The organism is Bacteriovorax stolpii (assembly GCF_002872415.1).
Lineage (GTDB): Bacteria > Bdellovibrionota > Bacteriovoracia > Bacteriovoracales > Bacteriovoracaceae > Bacteriovorax > Bacteriovorax stolpii.
This window is the reverse complement of record NZ_CP025704.1, coordinates 2,608,069-2,629,863: the sequence shown is the minus strand read 5'-3', so window position 1 is coordinate 2,629,863 and position 21,795 is coordinate 2,608,069. Positions and strand designations below refer to the sequence as shown.

At 41.1% G+C, this 21,795-nt stretch carries 23 protein-coding genes; 10 read left to right on the top strand and 13 right to left on the bottom strand.

The window, feature by feature from the left end:
* Positions 1 to 5: 5 nt before the first annotated feature.
* On the top strand, positions 6 to 1,007 hold the full coding sequence (locus C0V70_RS12955) for an enolase C-terminal domain-like protein (RefSeq protein WP_102244285.1): 1,002 nt from the start codon (positions 6 to 8) through the stop codon (positions 1,005 to 1,007).
* Here C0V70_RS12955 and C0V70_RS12950 read toward each other — a convergent pair whose 3' ends face one another.
* Positions 1,008 to 2,246 carry a hypothetical protein gene (locus C0V70_RS12950; RefSeq protein ID WP_133566611.1) on the bottom strand — a complete coding sequence of 413 codons (1,239 nt, stop codon included), beginning with the start codon at positions 2,244 to 2,246 and terminating at the stop codon, positions 1,008 to 1,010.
* A gap of 109 nt (positions 2,247 to 2,355) precedes the next feature.
* On the opposite strand from C0V70_RS12950, the gene C0V70_RS12945 reads away from it, so the two are divergent.
* From C0V70_RS12945 to C0V70_RS12935, 3 genes are all read left to right on the top strand, one after another.
* Positions 2,356 to 3,045, top strand: coding sequence for a hypothetical protein (locus tag C0V70_RS12945; RefSeq protein WP_102244283.1), 690 nt, complete (start codon positions 2,356 to 2,358; stop codon positions 3,043 to 3,045).
* Positions 3,046 to 3,059: 14 nt separating this feature from the next.
* Positions 3,060 to 4,196, top strand: coding sequence for a glycosyltransferase family 4 protein (locus tag C0V70_RS12940; RefSeq protein WP_102244282.1), 1,137 nt, complete (start codon positions 3,060 to 3,062; stop codon positions 4,194 to 4,196).
* Positions 4,197 to 4,292: 96 nt separating this feature from the next.
* The gene (locus C0V70_RS12935; protein WP_102244281.1) at positions 4,293 to 5,123 is read left to right on the top strand and encodes a flagellin; all 831 of its coding nucleotides are present in this window, start codon (positions 4,293 to 4,295) and stop codon (positions 5,121 to 5,123) included.
* Here C0V70_RS12935 and C0V70_RS12930 read toward each other — a convergent pair.
* From C0V70_RS12930 to C0V70_RS12895, 8 genes are all read right to left on the bottom strand, one after another.
* Positions 5,101 to 6,450 carry a sensor histidine kinase gene (locus tag C0V70_RS12930; RefSeq protein ID WP_102244280.1) on the bottom strand — a complete coding sequence of 450 codons (1,350 nt, stop codon included), beginning with the start codon at positions 6,448 to 6,450 and terminating at the stop codon, positions 5,101 to 5,103. The genes C0V70_RS12935 and C0V70_RS12930 overlap by 23 nt on opposite strands.
* 3 nt (positions 6,451 to 6,453) lie before the next feature.
* Positions 6,454 to 7,170 (bottom strand): response regulator transcription factor, encoded by a 717-nt coding sequence (locus tag C0V70_RS12925; protein WP_102244279.1) that lies wholly within the window; start codon positions 7,168 to 7,170, stop codon positions 6,454 to 6,456.
* 2 nt (positions 7,171 to 7,172) lie between these two features.
* Complete coding sequence (phoU, locus tag C0V70_RS12920) at positions 7,173 to 7,808, bottom strand: phosphate signaling complex protein PhoU (RefSeq protein ID WP_102244278.1); 636 nt, start codon at positions 7,806 to 7,808, stop codon at positions 7,173 to 7,175.
* A gap of 17 nt (positions 7,809 to 7,825) precedes the next feature.
* On the bottom strand, positions 7,826 to 8,602 hold the full coding sequence (gene pstB / locus C0V70_RS12915) for a phosphate ABC transporter ATP-binding protein PstB (protein ID WP_102244277.1): 777 nt from the start codon (positions 8,600 to 8,602) through the stop codon (positions 7,826 to 7,828).
* 2 nt (positions 8,603 to 8,604) lie between these two features.
* Positions 8,605 to 9,453: a phosphate ABC transporter permease PstA gene (gene pstA, locus C0V70_RS12910; protein WP_102244276.1), complete on the bottom strand. Its 849-nt coding sequence runs from the start codon at positions 9,451 to 9,453 to the stop codon at positions 8,605 to 8,607.
* 3 nt (positions 9,454 to 9,456) lie between these two features.
* A complete protein-coding gene (gene pstC, locus C0V70_RS12905) occupies positions 9,457 to 10,371 on the bottom strand; it encodes a phosphate ABC transporter permease subunit PstC (RefSeq protein ID WP_102244275.1) in 915 nt (304 codons plus the stop codon).
* Positions 10,372 to 10,471: 100 nt separating this feature from the next.
* On the bottom strand, positions 10,472 to 10,690 hold the full coding sequence (locus C0V70_RS12900) for a hypothetical protein (RefSeq protein WP_102244274.1): 219 nt from the start codon (positions 10,688 to 10,690) through the stop codon (positions 10,472 to 10,474).
* 114 nt (positions 10,691 to 10,804) lie between these two features.
* Positions 10,805 to 11,812 carry an HD-GYP domain-containing protein gene (locus C0V70_RS12895; protein ID WP_102244273.1) on the bottom strand — a complete coding sequence of 336 codons (1,008 nt, stop codon included), beginning with the start codon at positions 11,810 to 11,812 and terminating at the stop codon, positions 10,805 to 10,807.
* Positions 11,813 to 12,072: 260 nt separating this feature from the next.
* Between C0V70_RS12895 and C0V70_RS12890 the strand changes: the two genes are divergently transcribed.
* Positions 12,073 to 13,035 carry a hypothetical protein gene (locus C0V70_RS12890; protein WP_102244272.1) on the top strand — a complete coding sequence of 321 codons (963 nt, stop codon included), beginning with the start codon at positions 12,073 to 12,075 and terminating at the stop codon, positions 13,033 to 13,035.
* Positions 13,036 to 13,056: 21 nt separating this feature from the next.
* On the opposite strand, the gene C0V70_RS12885 is transcribed toward C0V70_RS12890, so the two are convergent.
* Entirely contained in the window at positions 13,057 to 13,557 is a 501-nt protein-coding gene (locus C0V70_RS12885) for a hypothetical protein (protein ID WP_102244271.1), read from the bottom strand.
* Positions 13,558 to 13,889: 332 nt separating this feature from the next.
* Here C0V70_RS12885 and C0V70_RS19045 point away from each other — a divergent pair, with 332 nt between their 5' ends.
* Positions 13,890 to 14,054, top strand: a complete 165-nt coding sequence (locus C0V70_RS19045; protein ID WP_158649680.1) for a hypothetical protein — start codon at positions 13,890 to 13,892, stop codon at positions 14,052 to 14,054.
* A gap of 62 nt (positions 14,055 to 14,116) precedes the next feature.
* Here C0V70_RS19045 and sfsA read toward each other — a convergent pair whose 3' ends face one another.
* Entirely contained in the window at positions 14,117 to 14,809 is a 693-nt protein-coding gene (gene sfsA / locus C0V70_RS12880; protein WP_102244270.1) for a DNA/RNA nuclease SfsA, read from the bottom strand.
* A 109-nt stretch (positions 14,810 to 14,918) separates the two neighbouring features.
* Between sfsA and C0V70_RS12875 the strand changes: the two genes are divergently transcribed.
* Positions 14,919 to 16,262 (top strand): hypothetical protein, encoded by a 1,344-nt coding sequence (locus C0V70_RS12875; RefSeq protein ID WP_102244269.1) that lies wholly within the window; start codon positions 14,919 to 14,921, stop codon positions 16,260 to 16,262.
* Here C0V70_RS12875 and C0V70_RS12870 read toward each other — a convergent pair whose 3' ends face one another.
* The gene (locus C0V70_RS12870; protein ID WP_102244268.1) at positions 16,263 to 17,633 is read right to left on the bottom strand and encodes an HD domain-containing phosphohydrolase; all 1,371 of its coding nucleotides are present in this window, start codon (positions 17,631 to 17,633) and stop codon (positions 16,263 to 16,265) included. It abuts the gene before it with no gap.
* Positions 17,634 to 17,781: 148 nt separating this feature from the next.
* Here C0V70_RS12870 and pyrE point away from each other — a divergent pair, with 148 nt between their 5' ends.
* From pyrE to C0V70_RS12855, 3 genes are all read left to right on the top strand, one after another.
* Positions 17,782 to 18,411, top strand: coding sequence for an orotate phosphoribosyltransferase (gene pyrE / locus C0V70_RS12865; RefSeq protein ID WP_102244267.1), 630 nt, complete (start codon positions 17,782 to 17,784; stop codon positions 18,409 to 18,411).
* 78 nt (positions 18,412 to 18,489) lie between these two features.
* The gene (locus C0V70_RS12860) at positions 18,490 to 19,761 is read left to right on the top strand and encodes a citrate synthase (protein ID WP_102244266.1); all 1,272 of its coding nucleotides are present in this window, start codon (positions 18,490 to 18,492) and stop codon (positions 19,759 to 19,761) included.
* A complete protein-coding gene (locus C0V70_RS12855) occupies positions 19,733 to 20,815 on the top strand; it encodes a small ribosomal subunit Rsm22 family protein (RefSeq protein WP_133566612.1) in 1,083 nt (360 codons plus the stop codon). Before C0V70_RS12860 ends, C0V70_RS12855 begins: the two co-directional genes overlap by 29 nt.
* Here C0V70_RS12855 and C0V70_RS12850 read toward each other — a convergent pair.
* Entirely contained in the window at positions 20,812 to 21,789 is a 978-nt protein-coding gene (locus C0V70_RS12850; protein ID WP_102244264.1) for a transglutaminase domain-containing protein, read from the bottom strand. The genes C0V70_RS12855 and C0V70_RS12850 overlap by 4 nt on opposite strands.
* Between the last annotated feature and the right edge of the window lie 6 nt (positions 21,790 to 21,795).

The following is a 21,795-nucleotide window of genomic DNA, read 5'->3' as shown; positions in this document are numbered from 1 at the left end:
AGGCAATGTTTAGCTGGTCGATAAAAGAAATTGAACTCCCTTTAAAATTTACCTGGAATATTTCACGAAATAGCTCAGATATTAAGAGAAATTTCGTTGTAAAAGTTAAGAATGGCTCTATCGAAGCTTTCGGTGAAGTGGCCTTTAACGTCAGATACGGTGAATCCAGAGAGCAGATCATAGAGAAGTTTGAGGAGTTTAAAAACAATGCACCTCAAGACTTCACGGGGATTGAAAGCCTGGTGGCCTATTTAGAAACAACGGATCTTCCGCAATCACTGAAGTTTGGTATTGAATCGAGCTTCGTCCATTACGTAGCGATTTTGTCAGGTAAAACTGTTCCTCAACTTATGGGCTGCAATACGGTGAGTTCAGTGAAGACGTCTTTTTCCATTCCTATTATGGAGATCGGAAAGATTGAAAGTTTTATCAAAGACAACAACCTTCAACGCTTTTCTGTTTTAAAAGTAAAAGTAAACCGAGAAATCGCCCATGACTTTTGTGCGGAAGTTCTGCGCTTAACAAACGTTCCTCTGCGTATTGATGCCAACGAGTCTTTCGAGTCAGCGCAGGAAACATTAAAATTCCTGGAGCAATTTCCGGACATCAAGCGCATTGAGTTTTTAGAGCAGCCGCTTTCAAGTAACGAGCACGATGAAGCTCTTGAACTAAAAAAACATTCAAGCGTCTTTTTGATGGCCGATGAGTCTGTGACAAAAGAAGAAGTAAACAGCTATCATGTTGAGCGCTTCCACGGTGTCAATATCAAGATGATGAAGTCGGGTGGATACCTGAAGGCAGTTAAGCAATTAAGACAAGCGAAGATGCTTGGCCTTAAAACAATGCTTGGATGTATGGTCGAAACGAGCCTTGGGATTTCAAGTGCACTCAACATTTCAGGTGGAGTGGATTTCTTTGACCTGGATGGATGTTTACTCATTAAAGACGATCCATACAAACTGGTCAGCGAAGAAAAGGGTAAGATCTTTTATTCTTATATTCAGTAGCTAGAAATAAAGTTTTAAGTCTAAATCAATACGGTCGTAGCTGGCCGTGTTCTTACCATTAAGAAGTCTTTGCGCCGTCACACCAATATCAAAAGGCATTTCAAATTGTTTGCGTTTGTAGGCTTCAATGGTTGAGAATCCAATACCAATTCTTGCCCAACGGCTTTCGTTACCAGTGTCTTCTTCAAGAGCTCTTCTTACTTTTGGGTCAGCGACATTAGCATAAGTTGTCGCTTCAGTTTGTCCAAGAATTAGTGAACTGTTTAAGTTCATCCAGTGGGTTGGGTTATAAGTCAGGGTTAAAGTTGTATCAATTTTATTTCCCAGCTTTTGATTAACCGTTTGCTTTTGAGAAGAAAGAGGCATGTCTACATCATCAATCCATCTCACTTCTTTTTCAGAAGCAAACTGATATGTGTAGCGACCTTTGATATCAAACTGGAAAGTGTTATCAAAAAAAGAAATTCCGGCAGCAGCTTCAACGAAAGCGTCGTATTGTCCGTCACCAGTTGAAACGTCTTGTAGTGAATCCGGATCATCAGCTTCACCTGTAGGTAAAATTGCACCAGCAGAAATCGACATTCCACGATCAGAGTAATCAGTTAGTCGGTAGATGAATCCAATTTCAGCATCACCAAGAGCATCCTTTTCCCATTTTCCGATTGGCTTATACTTGTAGTAGTTCACAACCAGAGATTGTAGAAGCTCTGAGTTGGTGCTTGGTAGTTGAAGAGTTAAGTCTTTAACGAATTTTCCAATCGCTGAATCAGGATTAGCATTTCTAATGGTTGCCTGAACTGCAGCGATGTTGCTTTCTTTACTTTGACGGAATTTAATATCAGTGGTGATATGATACATCGGCACTGAAGCATAAACAGTCAGTCTATCTGTGACACCAAAACCATATCCAAAACCCTGTGCATTTACATTGGCCTCAACGTCTGCAGAGAATTCACCTAATGAGAAATTAGAATAAGCTTCCGGGGAAATGGCCTTTAATTGTTCGAAGTATGATTTGATCACAGAGCTTACATCTTCCAGACGGCTAGAAGTAAATTCTTCTTTGAGGTCCAGAGTTTCCTGCTGTCCTTTAGCATCGTACTCTGACTCAATCTTTGAAACCATAACCTGCTTAAAAACGACAGTGTTGACGTTTTTTGGAAGGGTGTCGTACGAGGCTGACCAGGCGTTTTGCCCTGTCATTCCTACGGCAAGAATGGTTAGAAGTATTGATTTCATAATTAAACGAATTTTAGCCATAAAAAGGACGGGGAGGGGAAGATTCTGGAGGGAATGAAAAAACTACAAACCACCCCACAAAATTTGTACACATGATATAAATCTCTAAATGAGAAAATCAGCGTTTTTAACCCTTATTCTGGCCTCTGTCGTCCTTTTCACATCTTGTGGGAAGGAAAAGCTTACGCCTATGGTGAGTGCTGTGACGGTTAATGAGCTTCGTAACGACCAACCTATCAATTTCTCATATCGTATTGATTCCACACAGATAGATGAGTACGCTCGTGGGGCCGGTAAATTCCCGGTTTTTGGCAAGCTCTTCCAGGCGATTGCCTTTGTCTTGGCCAATACAACTATATCTTCTAAGGGCGGCCACGAGCTTGAATTAGACCCTATTGATGTGGATCTAGACTCTCTGGGTGACATTGATTTTGATTATATTGATTGGATCAGACTGGATTCTCTTCTGGCCCATATTGATAATGCAAAAAAGAAGGACTCATTAGAGTTTATTGAAAAAGTAGAAATCTATGCGCTGTTAAATAAGCCTATCGCGGGTCTTCCTGTCGATGATAATGGCATGACTCGACTAGTGTACTTTGACAAAAAAACTCACCCGCTTGAATGCAATGGGCGATGCCTGAATCTTAGAATCGAGAAAGTTAATTGGAAGGAAATCATCAAAAATAACCCGAAAATAAAACTTCAGCCGAAGATTATCATTAATTCAGTTCCTAAAAGCACGATGGCCCTAGCTGGATCGGTGAGTTTTAGTATAAAATTCAACCTGGGCTTTTAACATTTAGGACATTCATGCGTCTTGGTTTTGACGGAAAAAGAGCAACTCAGAATTTCAGAGGGCTGGGCAATTACTCCAGAGGTCTTCTTGAAGGTCTTCTTCAATATTCAAATGAAGAAGTCTTTTTATATTCTCCTCCGGTTAAAGACCAAAGAGCGATCAAATGGCTTAAAGAAAATGAAAACGCTCGTCTACATTTAAGAGAGCCACAGGGGACAATCGAACAAAAGATTCCCTCTTTGTGGAGATCCTTTTCCATCATTAAAGACTTAAGAAGAGACCATCTGGATCTTTACCATGGACTCTCTCATGAGATTCCAGTGGGAGTGGGAGCACTTCCTTTTAAATCAGTCGTCACTATTCACGATTTGATTTTTCTTCGCTACCCGGAATTCTTTCCTTTCATCGATCGCGTGACATATAAGAAGAAATTTACTTACGCCAGCAAAAATGCTGATATGGTTTTGGCGATATGTGAGCAGACAAAACGAGACCTGATTGAGTTTTTGGGTGTTGATGAAAGAAAAATTTTAGTTCATTACCAAAGCTGTGATCCGGTTTTTTATGAAGAGCGCCCTTTTGAAAAGAAACGCGAACTCATGAGAAAATACCACTTCGAGCGCCCGTTTATTTTATGCGTAGGGGCCTTTGAAGAAAGAAAAAACCAACTCAACTTAATTGAAGCTTTTGCGAAGACCTGCCATTTATATGAACAGGATTTAGTCTTGATTGGAAATGGGAAGAAGTACCTTGAAGCTTGTAAGCAGAAAGTAGAGGAGCTTAAGCTCTCTAACCGCGTGCGCTTTTTATCAAACATCCCTTTTGATGAACTTCCACTTTTTTATCAGTCTGCTGATCTCTTTTGTTTTCCTTCTCACTTTGAAGGTTTTGGTCTTCCGATTGTAGAAGCACTTTTCTCTAAAACTCCAGTCATCACCAGCTTCGGGTCATGTTTCCCGGAGAGTGCTGGCCCAGATTCCGTCTACATTGATCCACTATCGGTCTCCGACTTAGCGGAGAAAATCACTCTTGTTTTAAACGATGTGACCCTTCAGGAAAGAATGATTACTAAGGGATATGAATTCGTTCAACAGTTTCACCGTCAGAAGGTGAATGAAAAACTTCTTGAGTGTTACGCTCGTCTTTTTTAATTGGCCCGGCAATTAATGCTCTAGGAATTTATTTCCGATAGGATACACAAGGTTTCACGGTTGAAGCCTGTTAGGTTCCTCAAGGATGACTTTGTAATGCGAGTATCAACGAATATTAATTCGATGACTGCTCAGAGATATGTGCGTGCGCACTCTGAAGAGCAGGCCCTGGAAGATAGTAAATTATCTTCTGGAGATCGTATTGTCAGATCAGCTGTCGATCCTTCAGGTCTGGCGATCTCTGAGACCATGAAGTCAAAAATCCGCAGTAACTACCAGGCGGAAAGAAACTCAAACGATTCAATCTCTCTTATGCAAGTAGCGGAAGGCTCACTTTCGACTATGCAACAAATGGGTTCACGCCTTCGCGAACTAGCGATGCAAGCGGCCAACGATACAGTTGGTGAAGCTGAAAGAAGAGTTGTCGATGCTGAATTTCAACAACTAAAAAATGAAGTAAAGCGTATCACTGTTTCAACAAGCTTTAACGGAAACCACATTATTAAGGGTGGAGCAAGCAGCACTTACGATCTTCAGGTTGGTGTTGATGGGGTAGCAGAGCTGGATAGAATCCAGTATGACATGAGTAAGGTTATGGACTCACAAAACAACTTTGGTATTGCCAACGTTGATTTAAGAACAAAAGAAGGTGCTCAAAGATCACTGAGCGCTATCGACAATATGATGTCTCAAATCGGTGCCAGCCGTGCTCAATTAGGAAGTATGGGAAATAGAATCAACTCTGTTGTCCAGAACCTGATGGTTTCAAGAGAGAACATGTCGGCAAGTAATTCAAAGATCCGCGACACAGATATCGCTAAAGAAGCCGCTATTAAGCTTCAGGCCCAGATTGCTCAAAGTGCCAGTCTTTCAATGTTAAAAATTTCTAACGATGCTCCAGGAGCTATTTTGAAGCTGGTAAGCTAATGGTAAAAACAGTCCCGCCTCCAGGTCTTGAGGCCACCTTGATTTTCCCGTCGTGTTTTTGAATGATGTGCTTAACAATTGAAAGTCCAAGTCCTGTTCCTTCGATCTCACTTGATCTGGAAGCATCCACTCTAAAAAATCGCTCAAAAATTCTGTGATGTTGATCTTCTGGAATTCCCACGCCATTGTCACTGATTTCAATCATTGTCGAGTTCTCTTGAGAAGAAGAACTGATCTTAACTTCTCCCTCATTTTTGCTGTACTTGATAGCGTTATCAATCAGGTTGATCATAACCTGTTCAAAGAGGTTGTAATCCACCATGACTGTGGGAACTTTAAAATCAAAAGAGAAATGAATCTTCTTATTTGGGTAGTTGTGAGCAATTTCGTCTGCCAGTGTTTCGGCCAGCATTTCCAAAGAGACTTCTTCGCGTTCTAGGTCTTTTTTCTTTTCGACAGAAGTCAGTCTCAAAAGATCGTTAAAGAGGTTAATGAGTCTTCTGGAGTTATTGTCGATTTTTTCAAAGGTCGGTTTAAATTCAGCACTAAACTCCGGTTTTTTTTCCAGGTTTAATTTTAGGGCCTGCATCTGTCCGTTAAGAATCGTCAGCGGCGTGCGAACTTCGTGAGAGAAGTTAGCGACAAAATCTTCGCGCATCTGATCGGCCATCTTTCTTTCCGTCACATCATGCATGATGATCAGGTAGTTTTGAATGTTTTTTAACGGAAATACTTTGATCTCAAAAAACTTCTTAAAAGAGTCCTGAATCGGGTTAAAAGAAAACTCGTTGATCTTCTGAACTTCAGAGCTTTCAACAGATTTTTTAATGAAATCCTGGAAATAAAGATTTCTGGTTACTTCCAGCAGGCTCGATTTCGCCGCCTGCTCAGGAAGAGAGAAAAGGCTGTTAAAAGCGTGGTTAGAGTAGAGGATCATCTCTTCTTTATTAAAGATACAAACCGGGTCATGGAGAGAGTCCAGGAGGATTTTGTATTTTAAATTTTCGATCTCATACTCTGATTGAATAATCTGGTGGTGGACATCTCTTTTAGAAAGAGAGTCTTCAATCACGGCCCAGCTCAAATCATCGGGGGGCACTGTGGACTCAAGCTTTTTTAAAAGACCCTTAGTTGGAAGGGCGAAGAATTTGATAAAAAGCAGGTTGAAAAAAATGAAAACAAACCAGACCAGAAGGTAGACGCTCCAAAAGGATGCGCCTACATGGAGGCCAAAAGATTTCTTGAAAAAATTGTAAACGAATGTCCCTAAGAGAAAGAGAAACAGCGCTTGAAAGAATAGAATTCTTTGATAGCGAATTTCGATCATATTCTACTCTTGGGCCACAACTCTATAGCCGATCCCTCTAATAGTCTCGATGATGGCCGAGTAATCTCCCAGCTTCTTTCTTAGACCAAAAATATGGGTGTCGATTGTTCTGTCTGTTACATGAACCGGCCCGTCCTGGATGTATTCTACCAGTTGGTTTCTGGTCAGAACTTTTCCTGGAGACAGCAGGAAGCAGCAAAGGATCTTGTACTCAGAAAGTGTCAGCTCCAGAGGTTGCCCTTCGATCCACACTTTACATTGATCCATATCCAGCATCAGGTCTTTGTGGCGAAGAATATTTTTATTTTCCTGTGGAGTGTTTTTGATTTCCTGGCGGCGAAGCAGAGACCTAACTCTCGCCATTAAAATGGCCAGATCAAAAGGTTTTGTCATGTAATCGTCAGCTCCGGCGTCCAGACCTTCAACGATTTGCTCCGGCGTGCTTAATGCTGTCAGCATCAGGATCGGAGTTCCTTTTGTCGGGTTGAAAAGTCTGATGAATTTACAGATTTCCATTCCATTTACTGAAGGAAGCATACGATCCAGGATAAAAAGATGGATGTTTCCAGCTTCTTTTCCGTCGTTGCCTTGAATGTAGTCCAGTGCTTTTTTTCCGTCGCCGAAAGCAAAAACATTGTGACCTAAACTTTTTAGATGACCTTGAATCATCTCACTAATTTCTAATTCGTCTTCAACAACGACAACATTAGCGTTTTCCATAACTATTCCTTTTTACCAGTCTTATATTCAGGGTTGTGGCGGATATCTGATCCCGACTCTAAGAAGATAACATCTTCTGCAATGTTCTTAGCGTGGTCACCGATGCGCTCAAGGTTTTTAGAGATTTTGATGATACTGTAGCCTTCATCAAAGCCGATTTCGTTATTTTTAATTTTGTTGATATAATCTCTAACGATATCGCGGTTCATGGCATTGATTTCCTGATCGTGGTGAATCACGTCAGTTGCCAGGAATGTATTGCTTCTGACAAAAGAGTCTAAAGCATTTTTTACCATCAGGTTTACTTCCAGGGCCATGTTCTTCAGTTGAAGGATTTCTCTTCCAATAGTGATTTGATGGCGTTTAATTTTTACTGATTGATCACCCATACGCTCAAGATCGGCGTTGATTTTCATAACCGCGATCGCTGTTCTTAAGTCTTTAGCAGTCGGACTTTTTAAAGCGATGTATTTAAAACAAGCGTCGTCGATGAGCATATGAAACTCATTGATCTTTTTTTCCAGGTCAAAAATATCTTCCATGGTCTTGTCCAGGTTGAGTGAACCTGAAAGAGATGCTTCTACAAGACTCGCCATTTTTAAAACGTGATCGCGTAAATCTCTTGCACAAATATCCATATAATCCTTCCTTTGATTTAACCGAAGCGTCCTGAGATATAATCTTCAGTTTGCTTCACTTTAGGGTTAGTAAAAATGTCCGAAGACAATCCGTGTTCGATCATATTCCCGTAGACGAAAAATGAAGTGAAATCGGAAATACGAGCTGCCTGCTGCATATTATGGGTAACGATAATAACCGTGTACTCTTTTTTAATGTCGTTCATTAACTCTTCAATTTTTGCCGTCGCAATCGGGTCCAGGGCCGATGTCGGTTCATCCATCAGGAGCACTGGTGGGTTAACGGCAAGGGCGCGCGCGATACAAAGACGCTGCTGCTGACCACCTGAAAGCGATGTTCCCATCGAATTCAACTTATCTTTGACTTCATCCCAAAGAGCGGCCTTTCTTAAACAGCTCTCCGCTGTATCAAGAAGAGTAGAGCGTTTTGAAATCCCTTGAAGCCTTAATCCAATAACAACGTTATCTAAAATAGACATTGAAGGAAATGGGTTTGGCTTTTGGAAAACCATTCCAATTCTTCTTCTGACATCAACGACGTCTACTTTTTTATCGTAAATATTTTTTCCTTCAAGGAGAACTTCTCCGGCCGTTTTAGCGCCTTCGATTTCTTCGTGAATGCGGTTTAAGCAGCGAAGGTAAGTCGATTTACCACAACCAGAAGGGCCAATGATGGCATTGATGGTCTTTTCGCGGTACTCGACAGTGATTCCTTTGACTGCATGAAAGTCACCGAACCAGGCCTGTAGATCGCGGGCCTCAAGAATAACTTTGGCATCTTTGTAATCGCTCATTACTAAATTCCCTTCTTATCTTTGATCTTTCCCAGAATATATCTGGCAATAAGATTCATCGTTAAAATTAAAACCATCAATACGAAAGCTCCACCCCAGGCCTGGCGTTGCCAGTCTTTGAAAGGTGAGATGGCATAGGTGTAAATCTGAACCGGAAGTGAGGCCATCGGTTCATTGATATGGTAGCTAAGGTACATATTTCCAAAAGCCGTAAAAAGTAGAGGTGCTGTTTCACCGGCCGCTCTGGAGATCGCCAGGATAATCCCGGTCAATAGATTTGAGATTGATCCCTTTAAAACAATAAAGAGAATGACTTTCCATCTTGGAAGACCAAGGGCAAGGCCAGCTTCTCTGATGTGATTAGGAACTAGTTTTAAAATTTCTTCCGAAGTTTTGATGATGATCGGGAGCATGATGATCGCCAGAGCAATACCACCGGCAAGGGCCGAGAAGCTCTTAAGCGGAACAACGACGATAAGATAAGCAAAGATTCCGATAACAATTGAGGGGATACCGCTCATTAAGTCGACAGTGAGCTTTAAGGTTTTAGAAAGTTTACTTTTACTGAACTCTGATAAATACACTCCACAAGTCACCCCAATAGGAATGGCGATGGCCGCACCTAAAAGCACCAGGTAGATTGTCCCTAAAATCGCATGTTTCATCCCGCCACCAGTTTCACCAACTGGTTTTGGAAGTTCGGTGAAGAAATTCAGGTTTAAGGAACTCGCCCCTTGAACCAGAACGAATTGGATGATCATGAAAAGCGGAGCAAGCACGGCCAGGGCACTGGCAAGGGTAAGCGCTAAGAAAAGATAGTTTTTAAATTTTCTATAAACTCTGTAGTTCATCGATTACCCCTTTGAAAAGCTTTTCACGATAGTTCTGGCGAAAAGATTTGAAAGGAAGGTTATTAAAAAGAGCAGAAGCGCTAAGTAACAAAGTGAAGAAACATGCAGAGGCGTGTTGGCGTCTGCGTATTCATTGGCCATAACTGAGGCCATTGTCGCTGCTGGAGAAAAAAGTGATGAAGAGATAACCGGAGAGTTCCCGATCAACATCGTCACCGCCATCGTTTCACCCAAGGCGCGCCCTAAACCTAAAACAACAGCAGAAGAGATACCTGAAAGAGATGGCGAGATGATCGCCAGTTTAATCATTTCGTACTTCGTTGACCCAAGAGCGTATGAAGCTTCTTTCTGGTGAGCAGGAATAAGTTCAAAGATCGAGCGGCAGATTGAAGAAATCGTTGGCACGATCATGATCGATAAAATAAGGGACGCTGTTAAAATCCCGATACCAAAACTTGGTCCCTGGAAAAGCGGAAGAAAGCCCAGGTGAGTCTTTAAAAACGGAGCAATCGTCGATTTCACAAAAGGAGCGAGATAGAAAATCCCCCAAAGACCAAAGACGATACTTGGAATGGCCGCAACCATTTCAACTAAAAGAGAAATAATACGCGAAAATGTTTTTGGCAGATACTCAGTAATAAAAAGGGCGATAAGAATACTAACTGGTGTAGCGATTAAAAGTGCAACCAGTGAGGTGACGACAGTACCAAAAATAAACGGAAGCGCGCCATACTGGTCTTCAACCGGGTTCCAGTCTTTACGTAAAAGAAAACTTAACCCATTTCCAACAATCGAGGGCCATGCGGCCTTGATTAAGATGTAGATGATTCCCAATAGCAGTGCGATCACGACTAATGAGATGGTTCTCAAGATATAAAAGAGCAGGGCATCCTGGGTCTTAGATTTCAATTTAAACATAGACTTATAATCGACAATTTTACTCAAAATATAAAGCTTTAAATGTCAGGATTGTGTTAAGAAAGCGGGGAATTGTGCTCCCCGCATGATAATTTTGTTCTTAGTGAGCAGTCTGAGAGACATAGAGACGAAAACTTTTGTCTTTTGAGCGGCGAATTGTGCATTTTCCGCCTTCTTTCGACTCTAACAGAAATTCGTAAAAATCAGGGACAGTGTCGGCGATTTCAAGCACTGACTTTCCTTCGTGCTCTCCAAAATCAACGTAAACTAGTTCTTCGGCAATTATGCCAGTCAATGGACTAATATCAGTCGTCGCCATTATTTCCCTCCGTAGAATTTCTTGGCCATTTAAAAATCTGTATTAGTAGTGTTTCATATCAAAAAACACTTTGAAAAGAATTTTATGCAGGATGAAATTACTCTGATATTCCAATTAGAGTGATTTAAAGAAATTCTTGAAATAGAAGACGATGAGTTTGAACTCTTGCGGGTATTGTTCACCAATTAAAAGGCGAATAAGGTCCAAACTTTTGTATAAAGACTCTGCTTTTCTAAAAGGTCTATCTGTTGTCATAGCGGCTACAGTGTCCATAACTGAAATCATCATGGTTTCAAACCCAAAAATATTATTTGGATCATCCTTTGCTGACAAATTCATCTGGTTGGTCAGAGTGCTGTAGATGTGATGATTCTCAATAATTTTTAAGTGGTTTGGTGGTAGGGGCACTCGGCCTTTTAAAATATTCACAGAAAGCTGTGGGTGAGAGGCGAGGAGTTTTTTATCATCATCTGATAAATGTTCATCGTTGTATTTTTCCACCGGGATGGCCGACATCCCGATGTCTTTAAAGTAGCTGGTCAGGAAAAAGAGCTCGATGTCTTTGTCGATATACATGCGTGAGTTCTTCATTACTCCCAACAAAAATAAAGTTGAGAGAAATGGTTGAGCAAAAATATAATGATGCCCCTGTTTAATGAATTCTTTATACAGGGCTTCGTGAATCTGTGGTTTGTTAAAAAGAAAAGTCGCTAAGTTTTTTGCAGATTGAACCTGCAGGTTTAAAACGTTGTCGTCTGTCGGGTCTTCGTAAAGATAACCAAGATTAAGAGTTAGTAAGTTTGTCTGCAGTCTGGCCTTCTCTAATGGATCGCCGATAGAAAGAGAGCGGGTGACGTTCGTAAGGTTTTCTTGTTGGGCCACTCGTAAAAGCTGGCGGTCTTCTTCCATAACAAAGAGATTGGCCAATTTTTTTTGTAAGAGATCTTTGAGTAGTGAAGTATTGATTTCAGCTTTTTTATGGAGAACAACCTTTAAGAGCCCGTCTACCTGTGCATAAATGTCACAGGGAGCTTCAGCAATAAAGAAGATTTCTCTGAAGGAAATCGGAGTCAGCTTAAAATTTAGGGCATTCTGCTCTAGTATATCAAATGGGTTCTTCATCTTTTTTCATTATAGCAGAACTCGAGTCCAGCTCTGAAGCTTCAACAGCATAGGCAAAAACGGTCAGATCCCCGTTACTTACTAAACGAAAATAATAAGTGCCTCAAAAAGTTCTCAAATTTTCTAGACTTAAAAAATTCTTAAGTTCATAAAAAAAAGAACAATTTCAATGGGATTCAATTTTCTTTTTTTTCCTCCCCAATGAGCTTCTCTCTCGTTCTACAATGCCGATAAGAAATATTCATTGCGGAGAAAGTTATATGACAATCAGAGGCGTCGTTAATCCACAGAGTCTGAAAGACTATCTTGGATCAAGAGATTTAACAGAGCATTTGAAACTGACAAAAGAGTTGTCGTTTCACTGGGCAAACTGGGATCAGACTTGTTTAGCACAAAGACGTCACTACAAAAATTTCAACAACAACTTTCACCTGATGAGAATGAATCAGGCGCTAAATGAACTCAAGGCAAAGCCAGTGTGGCTTTGTAACAAGATAAAAGTTATCAGAACAGACCTGTTTTCTCTATATGAATCATACCTCGACAGTCGCTTGAGATTGACGTGGTTTGAAAGAAAAGAAGAAATTCTTTTTTCATACGACAGCGAACAGGGGCCGTACTACACCCTGACATCAATGAAGTGGCTGGATAAAGATATCTACGCCCAGTTTGTCATGAGAAAAATTCTTCTTGAGCACTATACGCTTAGATCATTCCGCCTGAACGCGACGATTCCCGTCCTCTTCAAAATGGACAACGATGTTCAGACCTATAAGGATAAAGTTGAGATTCACCAGTTGTCGGAAATGGGTTTTATCTTCAAGATAACTGATAAGAATTTTTTAAACAAAATAAAAAATTCTCATACGCTCGAGCTGACAATCCCGGTCGCTCCGTATAAAAAGATTGATGCCCTGGCAATGGAAGAAGTCTTTAAACGTATTGATCAGCACGAGATCTCAGTCGAGCGGGACTCAATGCTCTTTAAACTCGAGTCGCGTATATTGAATTTCTACGGGAATTTAAACAACGCTAAGAGAAGCACTAACGAAGAGTTTTACATCTTTGCCCGCTATGAAGACCTGCTGCCAGACGGCCATGAGACGGAGTTGCGCAATATCTTTGCTCCGCTTGTGGAAAGGACCAAAAATCACTTTACCCAAGATCTGCAAGAATACGAAAAAATTAAACAGAACAAGCAATTTGTGAAAAAGGCCGCCTAAGAGCGGCCTTTTCTTTTGGCACTAACGCATTTGAATTTCTTTTACGCCCACAGCTCCCAATAAGAATTTCTTATTAACCACAATGTGAAGCTTCGAGATCATTTGCTTCCCTTTAAAAAGTTTCCAGCCTGACTCAGACTTTGCCAGCTGTAGGTCATACTCTTTTCTCTGACCGTTTACGCCGTTAAAAAGCGTATCAATCGTGACGATCCCACCTTGTTCCATATCAAAGTTATTGCTCTTAAGAGCGATGACTTCATGGTCTCCACGTTTTTCTAAAACCATTCCCGAAGAGAGAAGACCACCTGTTGAAAGGATTTCACGCTCGATTTTTTTGCCATTTAAAAAATCATCTTTGTAGAAAGCTTTGATGGTGTCTGTTTCGTCATCTGTTTGTGCGACGAAGGTATACACCTCTTTGTTTTCATCATTGGTGATAGTGGCGATGGTTTCTTCTTTTGCCAGGACTCTTCCTGAAAAGACTAAAGTGACGAACATAAAAAGGCACATTGTTGTGTTCATAATGTTTCCCCCCGAAAACAAAATAAATTAGGCGACGAGGAGAGATTGCACGGCCTATGCCAAGTGTTTTGGTGTGGTATTGACACCAAAAACGGCCTTGTCGTTATCCTTACTTTAGGCCTGCCTCCAGTAACGGAGTCATTTTGTCTTTTAATGCAGACCCTCAATGCCCCCAAAACTGGTCAAGTTCACCGAACTTTAAGGTGTCTTAAGGTCCTGAATCTAATGGAATAAAGCATTAAAAAGAGAGGAAAAGGCTAAAGTAATAAAAGTGATATCCGATAAGAATAGTACAATAAAGAAAATGTGCATTTGTATGAGGAGGTAGTCTCATGGGTGATAAGCACGACAACAAGAACAAGCACGGAAAGAAACTGACGACGAAAGAAAAGAAAGCTCAAAACCATTTGAAGCTTATGCAAGGATCGAAAGATCGTCAGGGCTCTACGACTGTAGAAGCTAACAATAATTTCAACAAAGACAAAAAAGCAGCTTAATTTTTTTGATCTGCTTTTTTTATAACTAAGGCCCGCGTGTTAAGGACGCGGGCCTTTGTTTTTTAGACGATAGATAATTTTTTGTGAACGATGATTTCTTCAGGCGAAAGCTTGCACTGATACACCAGCACTTCTACACCTTCATTGATGACCTCTTTAAGCTTCTTGCAGTAAGCAGGGTCGATGTCCTGTTCAACTTTAAAAGAGTGGCAATCTTCTCTTTGAACCACAAAGAGCATGACAGTGCGGACCCCTTGTTTTTTAAGCTCTAAAAGCTCCCCAAGGTGTTTTAAACCTCTCTCTGTGACAGCGTCTGGGAAAAGGGCGTGTCCATGATCATCGATTAAGGTGACGTTTTTCACTTCCACGTAACATTGTTCGTCTGGCGAATTAGAAAGCAGGATATCGATGCGGCTCTGGCCGATCTTTGCTTCTGGTTTTAAATCTTTATAACCTTGAAGTTCTTTGATCACTCCGTTTTGGATGGCCTCAATCGCCAGTCCGTTAGTCAGTGATGTGTTGATGCCGATCCAGGTTTTACCGTTGTTGATCATCTCGAAACTGTATTTCAGTTTGCGAGTAGGAGAGTCGTGATAACTCATCATGGCCTGCCATCCTTCACCCAGACAAGTTTTCATTGTCCCAGTGTTAGCGGTGTGGGCCACAACAATTTCTTCACCCATTTTAATATCGGCGAAAAATCTCTTGTAACGTTTTTGAAAAATTCCAGAGTGTAGTGGTGTTTTAAATTTCATAATAGGTTACTAATTTAGTTCTCTTTTGTGCCCTTTTTCAAGAAAAATAAAAAGCGCTGACTTAAAATGGTGATAAACTTGAAGTCATTATTGTTATTAAGGGCCAACAATGAGTCAGATTCTCGTCATTTCGGACAACGAAATTCTCAATCAGCTTTATGTGACCAACCTGGAAGTTTACCTGGGCGCAAAAGTGACTCTTGTGGATGCAACTAAAAAAGGTGTAGAGCTTTTTAAAAAGAGTGTACCGGATTTAGTTATTACCTTGAACATGATTAATGGCCACGACTCTGCTTCTGAAATCCACAATTATATTGTGCTCAATAAATACAAGTCTCGCTTGATTGTCATTGGAAACCCAGGCAAAGAAATGGACAGCGTGATCGTTGTCCCTAACTCGTACAACTTGCAGAATTTGATTCGCTCGTGCGCTAAAGAGCTGGGTGTGACGGCCAAAGATATGGCCGAAAAAGAAATGCCTCAGTATTACCCGATTGAGCAAGAGTTTCTTTCTAAGTTAAGAGAAGTGCCGTGTTCTGTTTATATTCAGATGAAAAACGGCAATTACACGATGGTTGCTAAAAAAGGCGACACAATCGGTGAAACGATTAAACAATTCGTAAAAGAGGGGATTACCACTCTTTACGTTAACAGTCTTGATCGTTTGTTAATCATCAACATGATCTCCCTTTCTATTGTCGACTTCTTAAAAAACACAGAAGGTCTGGACACAACTGAAAAGAGTGAAGCGGTTAAAACCGGATTCAATTTTGCTTCTCAAAGTTTCACCACTTCCCCTGAAGTCACAGCTGAAATCGTTAATATCGCCAATGCTTGTACTAAAGTTATGGAAGAGATCGTTAACGAAACTCCAAGCTTGAAAAAACTATTGTCAATTTTAAACTCCCAGCGCGATGGTTATGTCTATACCCATTCCATCCTGGCAGCTTACGTCAGTAATCATATTATCAGGCGTGTCTCATGGGGTGGAGAAAGCCATATTGAGAAAATCAATTTCGTGCTCTTCTTCCACGACATCATGCTGGCGCCGATTTACTTAAAGCACCCAACACTAAAGTATGAAGAAGACCTGCTCTTTAGCGATGCTCTCAACGACAAAGAAAAAGAAGTGGTACTCAATCACGCTCGTCTCGCTGCTGAAGTGATCGTGACTTATAAGCGCGCTCCAATTGGTGCAGATCTTTTAATCAAGCAGCACCACGGGATTACAAACGGTATTGGTTTTGCCATCGATTTTAAAGATGATATTTCTCCGCTTTCAAAAATCGTTCTTATCTCTGAAGCCTTTGTTGAAGAGTTTATGAAACTTCGCGATCAGAATCCTGACTATATTCTGGATGTTAAGAAGATCATCGAAGTCCTGACTGAAAAATTCAAAAAGACGACCTATAAAAAGATCATCGAAACTCTGGAAAATTTCCCGGGGAACTAATTAAATCTTTCTTAAAGACTTCTCTAGGGCCTTTAGCGGGTCTTTGAAGTTACCAGTATTATAAACACGCTTCATATTGTTTAAGATGTCTCTGTGTTGAGTGGGCGACTTAGGCGTTAAGGCCATGCGCGAGACGAAGTTGCTGGCAAGAATGAAGATACACGAAATCGTCGTGAGCCCGGAAGAGTTCAGCCCTTTTGGGAAGCCGTCTCCTGTCGGGTGTTCGTGCTGTTCTAATAAAATGAAATCGACATCGGAGAAGCCGTTAAAATAAGTTGAAAGGTGAGCGGCCTTCTGCGGATGGTTTTTAAAGTCTTCTTGTTCTTCTTCGCTGAACATTTTTAAGTTCGGGTCATTGAGTGATCTGATCTTGATGAGGTCATCGTTACCTAAGGTCACATCCTGAAGAAGAGAGGCGAGGATAAGTTTCCCGCGGGTCATATCGGCCGTCCATCCCATGTTTAAAAGGATTCTTTCACAGACGTAGGCCGTTGCCACACTCTGCTCGGCAAAAGTAATGTTTCCCGTTTCACTAATGCTATCGAGAAGGTCTGAGAGATTCTCATACGAGCGCACCAGGTTTGAAACTGAATCGATAAAAAAATGAGCGAGTTTATTGACTTCATCAGAGACGCTGGCCGCTTTGATAAACTGGTGCATGAAAAACGCCGTTTTCAAGTGCAGAGTCAGGTATTTTTTTCTGTCTGAAAGTTTCGCATCGTAAATCTTAAGTAAATTTTTTATAGAAGTGTCGAGGAACTTTAAGTGTTCATCTTTTCTTAGGTAAAGATACTTAATATTTTTTCGCGAATAGTTTTGAATGATCTGATGAGAGTAGAATTTATCTTTAGTGATAACTTTACCAAACTTCGTCGACGTGAGTTCGATATAAACATCGTAGGGCACTTGCTCAAAAAGATAAAAGTTTCGAAGTCTCATCGGGTGCAGGTCATCGCGGGAGAATTCTAAAATAGACTCTTCGAATTCTTCTTTCTTCACCCAATCAATGGCCAGGTTCACGGCCTTTTTAAATTCTTCCAATACGAGAGGCAACTCAACTAAAGCGTTGGTCTGCTGATTGTGAACCATGTCGTTTGTCAGCTGTGCCTTAACTGAATTGGGAGTGCCGATAAAAACAAAAGGGCGCACACCAAGAGTGTCGTTGATCTGTGCATAGAGATCCGCAATCACCAGGTTCTTGTTGTCGATGTTGACGACAATAAAAGAGAACGGCCCATCGGCCGTGAGCATATCCATCAGTGACTCAGGAGTTTTTAAACCCACAAGTTGAACCTTAGGATAGTTGTTTCCCATAAGACGGATAATGTTCTTGTCATCTTCGGGAGTATTTCCAATAAATAATGCTTTCAATCGCGACAACTCGTATGTGATAGTAGATAATTCGTAAGCTTACTCATTTTAACGTAAAATCCGGTAATATGCTGAATTTTGCTCTTTTTATGGAATAATCAGCACTTGCCACAGGCCCCTTGAACGGGGATAAGCCGAGGAATCACCAATGAAAATGGACATCGCCAAAAACCTTATTAATTTAGGTGCTGTGAAGTTCTCTCCCAATGACCCCTTTAAGTATGCCTCAGGACTGAGAGGACCTATCTATTGCGATAACCGCATTATTCTTTCCCACGTGGAATTTAGAGACCAGGTTATTCAGGCCTTCATAGATGTGATTAAACAAAATAACTTAAGCTTCGATCACCTGGGTGGAATTGCTACTGCAGGGATTCCTCACGCTGCATTTATCGCTGACCGCATGAAGAGATCAATGGTCTATGTAAGGCCAAAAGCAAAAGAGCACGGAAGAAAGAATCAAGTTGAAGGTGCCTTCAATGCTGGTGAAAAAGTTCTTCTGTTTGAAGATTTAGTCAATCAGGGAGCAAGTCTTGAAGAGGCGATGGGTGGGCTTCAAGGAGCGGAGCTTAAGTGTGACGCTTGTCTCTGCGTCGTAGATTACGAAATGCAAGGGGCCAAGGATAGATTAAGTAACCTATCCATTCAACTATTCTCACTGACAGATTTTACCTCGTTAACTCTTGCCGCTTTCGAGTTAAACTTAATTGATCAAAAGGGGATGGACCTACTCAAAGAATGGCACGCTGATCCTAAGGCGTGGTCTATGAGATTATAGAGAGAAATTTCTAGCGGGACTTTTTTCTTTGCGGTATTTTAAACCAAGTTTTTTACGCCAAATCATTGGAGGAATCATATGTCTTTAAAGGCAAAAATCGAAATCGACGGAAAAGTTCTAGAGTACCCAGTTATTGAGGGCTCAGAAAAAGAAAAAGCAATCGACATTGCAAAGCTACGTGCAGACACTGGGTGCATTACAATTGATCACGGATTCCTAAACACTGGTTCTTGTGCTTCAGCGATCACTTTCCTTGACGGAGAGTTAGGGATTCTTCGTTACAGAGGATACCCAATTGAGCAACTTGCAGAAAAATCAACTTTCATCGAAGTCGCTTACCTTCTAAACTGGGGTAACCTTCCAACTCAAGCAGAGCTTGCATCTTTCGAGAAAAAAGTAGCTTCTTACTCAAAACTTCCTGAGTACATCACTCGCATGATTGAGCTTTTCCCAAAAACTGCTCACCCAATGGCGATCGCTTCTTCGGTAACTGTAGCTCTATCAGCTCACTATCCGGAACTAAACAACCCGAACCCAACAAAAGAGCAAAAAGATGAAATCTTCGCGCTTCTTCTTGGACAATTCAAAATTATCACAGCTGCGATTCAAAGAGTAACAACTGGTCAACCACTGGTAGCTTCTAATCCAGCTCTTTCTTACACTGAAGACTTTATGTCGATGATGGGGATGAAAGCTTCTAAAGACGTAGCAAAAGCTCTAGACGTTCTTTTAATCCTTCACGCTGATCACGAGCAAAACTGTTCAACATCAACTGTAAGAGTTGTTGGCTCGTCTAATGCTTCAGTATTTGCTTCAATCTCTGCTGGTATCGACGCTCTTTGGGGACCACTACACGGTGGTGCTAACCAGGAAGTTCTAGAAATGCTTGAAGAGATTTCAAACGCTGGTGGCGATTACAAAAAAGCTCTTGAGAGAGCAAAAGATAAAAATGATACATTCAAACTTATGGGCTTCGGGCACAGAGTTTATAAAAACTTCGACCCACGCGCGAAGATCATCAAAAAAGCATGTGACACTGTTCTTGCTCAACTTGGTGTAAAAGATCCGTACCTTGATATCGCTAAAGGCCTGGAGCAAACAGCTCTTGCTGATGATTACTTCAAGTCTCGTAACCTTTACCCGAACGTAGATTTTTACTCGGGAATCATTTACCGCGCTCTTGGTATCCCAACAAACATGTTCACAGTAATGTTTGCTCTAGGAAGAATGCCAGGGTGGTTAGCTCAGTGGAAAGAAATGAGAGAGACAAAAGAAACTAAGATTTCTCGTCCTCGTCAAGTTTACACTGGGGCTACAACTCGTGAGTACACTGATCTTGGAAAGAGATAATTTATACTCTGACAATATTGTAAAAGGGGCCTTCGGGCCCTTTTTTTTGTCAATTGAAGACATCCGTCCGCATCTATTAAATCCAGATTTAAAAGAGTCTGACATGGTTCATTTCATTAAAGAGATGTCCATGAAGTTCACTAAAAAAAGAGACCAGATAGGGGACTATGTTTTAGATGACGATCATGTTTCTAGTTATGCGGCCCTTTATCTGACGACTAATATTCCCAAGCTGCATTTTCTTTTATCAAAACTTTCGCCTGATGTTTTAAACGACATTATCTCGAGACCATTTGTCGATATCGGTTGTGGTCCGGGAACTTTTTCATTGGGGCTAAGCCTGCTTTTTGAAAAAACTCCACCGGAAGTTATTTGTGTCGACTCTTCGAGAGTGATGCTCAATCAGGCAGAAAAAATGCTGAAAGGTTTTTTCTCAGGAGTGAATCTTAAAACTCTCCAGCGCTTTAGTGAAAAGAGAGCAGATAGTGTTTTATTCTACGGTCACTCAATCAATGAAATCGGCATCCAGAAAGTCCAGGATCAGATTATGATGGTGGACCCGGAGTATGTGATCTTTATTGAACCTGGAACCAGTGAGCTCTTTACTGAGCTTAAAAAACTTCGTGAGGCCCTTTTGGATTCTTACGATGTTCTATATCCATGCCCAAGCAGTGCTGCTTGCCCGAATGATTGGTGTCATCAGGTTTTAAGAACCTCTCATGATTTGAGTGTTGAAAGACTTTCGCAATTGGTGAGCCTCGACCGCAAGATTCTCCCGATGAGCGCTCACATATACAAAAGAAAGGCCGGAATTGCTCCAAGTGGTGAAGCGACTATTATTCGCTTTATCACTGAGACTAAGTTCAGCTTCGAGTACGAAGTCTGCTTTTTTGAAGAAGGTCAAAATAAGAATGTCATCGTTGAAATCCAGAAGAAACAACTGGATAAAAAAGGCGAGAAGCATTTTAAGAATTTAAACGTCGGTGAAAAGATCACCTTCTCCGTAGAGAAAGTGATCGGTGAGAAATACAGAGTTAAGCTTCTCTCATTTTAGTAATTCGTCATTTCCGTTTCTTTTAAGTGATCTTGGGCGAATTTTGCTTCATCCATAAAAAAGTATTTATTGCTCTTTAGGTTTGAATCCCAAGTTGTATCAACCATCTTCCACTCGCCATTAATTTCCACTTCATTCCAAGCATGGTCACCTAATCCACCACTGACCACTCCTTTTCCGTGGATAACTTTTACTCTTACGCCGTAAGCGCGCACCATCGCTGCAAAGAGGCTGGCGTAGCCAGAGCACACGCTGATTTTTCTCTTTAAGATAGAGACGGCATCGTACTCTTTTTGAGCGTAGGTTCCGTCATTGTAGGCCGGGAAATCGTATTCAATATTGGTCGCAACGTAATCGTGAATTGCTTTGACAGCTTCAGTTTCAGTTGTCGCATTTTTTGTAATCATTTTTGTAAGAGCGACAATTTCAGGGTCTTCCGACTGAACCATCGTTGATGGAAGCAGGAAACTCATATCTCTTTCATCTGTGTTTTCAATTTGAGTAGCGCTCAGGTAAGAATAACTTGTATAACGTTCAACTTTATTGTTTTGGAAAACCTGAATCGCATAAGTACCAGCACCATCGCGAAGAGCAAGACGGAATTTATAAGAACCGTTGCTTGCCGGAATCGTCACTTTCTCGTTGTAGGATCCCTTAGTGATATTGAACATGATCCACTTAATATCAGCACCCATAGTGCCTTGAAGTTCAATAATACTTGTATTTGTTGTTCGTGAGCGGGCCTCTTCCTTTGCTTTTTCAGCACGTCTGGCCTCTTCTTCGGCCTTCTTTCTATTAGCTTCTTCTAAGGCCTTCTTAGCAGCGTCTTTGGCATTTTTAAAAATGTCCTTAGCAGTGTCTGTGGCATTGCCTAAATTGACTCCAAAAACTTGGGCATGCAGATCAGTGTTTACTGCAAAGAATGACGTTAATAAAAGGGCAAGGACGAATATTTTCGAAGTTGGTTTTTTCATAATGAG

Bases quoted from the DNA above. Each gene is read 5' to 3' on its own strand.
- C0V70_RS12860 (WP_102244266.1), top strand. From the start codon at position 18,490: ATGTCTTTAAAGGCAAAAATCGAAATCGACGGAAAAGTTCTAGAGTAC.
- C0V70_RS12955 (WP_102244285.1), top strand. From the start codon at position 6: ATGTTTAGCTGGTCGATAAAAGAAATTGAACTCCCTTTAAAATTTACC.
- C0V70_RS12950 (WP_133566611.1), bottom strand. From the start codon at position 2,246: ATGAAATCAATACTTCTAACCATTCTTGCCGTAGGAATGACAGGGCAA.
- C0V70_RS12930 (WP_102244280.1), bottom strand. From the start codon at position 6,450: ATGATCGAAATTCGCTATCAAAGAATTCTATTCTTTCAAGCGCTGTTT.
- C0V70_RS12945 (WP_102244283.1), top strand. From the start codon at position 2,356: ATGAGAAAATCAGCGTTTTTAACCCTTATTCTGGCCTCTGTCGTCCTT.
- pstC (WP_102244275.1), bottom strand. From the start codon at position 10,371: ATGTTTAAATTGAAATCTAAGACCCAGGATGCCCTGCTCTTTTATATC.
- C0V70_RS12850 (WP_102244264.1), bottom strand. From the start codon at position 21,789: ATGAAAAAACCAACTTCGAAAATATTCGTCCTTGCCCTTTTATTAACG.
- pstB (WP_102244277.1), bottom strand. From the start codon at position 8,602: ATGAGCGATTACAAAGATGCCAAAGTTATTCTTGAGGCCCGCGATCTA.
- C0V70_RS12935 (WP_102244281.1), top strand. From the start codon at position 4,293: ATGCGAGTATCAACGAATATTAATTCGATGACTGCTCAGAGATATGTG.
- pstA (WP_102244276.1), bottom strand. From the start codon at position 9,453: ATGAACTACAGAGTTTATAGAAAATTTAAAAACTATCTTTTCTTAGCG.
- pyrE (WP_102244267.1), top strand. From the start codon at position 17,782: ATGAAAATGGACATCGCCAAAAACCTTATTAATTTAGGTGCTGTGAAG.
- C0V70_RS12925 (WP_102244279.1), bottom strand. From the start codon at position 7,170: ATGGAAAACGCTAATGTTGTCGTTGTTGAAGACGAATTAGAAATTAGT.
- sfsA (WP_102244270.1), bottom strand. From the start codon at position 14,809: ATGAAATTTAAAACACCACTACACTCTGGAATTTTTCAAAAACGTTAC.
- C0V70_RS12900 (WP_102244274.1), bottom strand. From the start codon at position 10,690: ATGGCGACGACTGATATTAGTCCATTGACTGGCATAATTGCCGAAGAA.
- phoU (WP_102244278.1), bottom strand. From the start codon at position 7,808: ATGGATATTTGTGCAAGAGATTTACGCGATCACGTTTTAAAAATGGCG.
- C0V70_RS12885 (WP_102244271.1), bottom strand. From the start codon at position 13,557: ATGAACACAACAATGTGCCTTTTTATGTTCGTCACTTTAGTCTTTTCA.
- C0V70_RS12895 (WP_102244273.1), bottom strand. From the start codon at position 11,812: ATGAAGAACCCATTTGATATACTAGAGCAGAATGCCCTAAATTTTAAG.
- C0V70_RS12875 (WP_102244269.1), top strand. From the start codon at position 14,919: ATGAGTCAGATTCTCGTCATTTCGGACAACGAAATTCTCAATCAGCTT.
- C0V70_RS19045 (WP_158649680.1), top strand. From the start codon at position 13,890: ATGGGTGATAAGCACGACAACAAGAACAAGCACGGAAAGAAACTGACG.
- C0V70_RS12890 (WP_102244272.1), top strand. From the start codon at position 12,073: ATGACAATCAGAGGCGTCGTTAATCCACAGAGTCTGAAAGACTATCTT.
- C0V70_RS12940 (WP_102244282.1), top strand. From the start codon at position 3,060: ATGCGTCTTGGTTTTGACGGAAAAAGAGCAACTCAGAATTTCAGAGGG.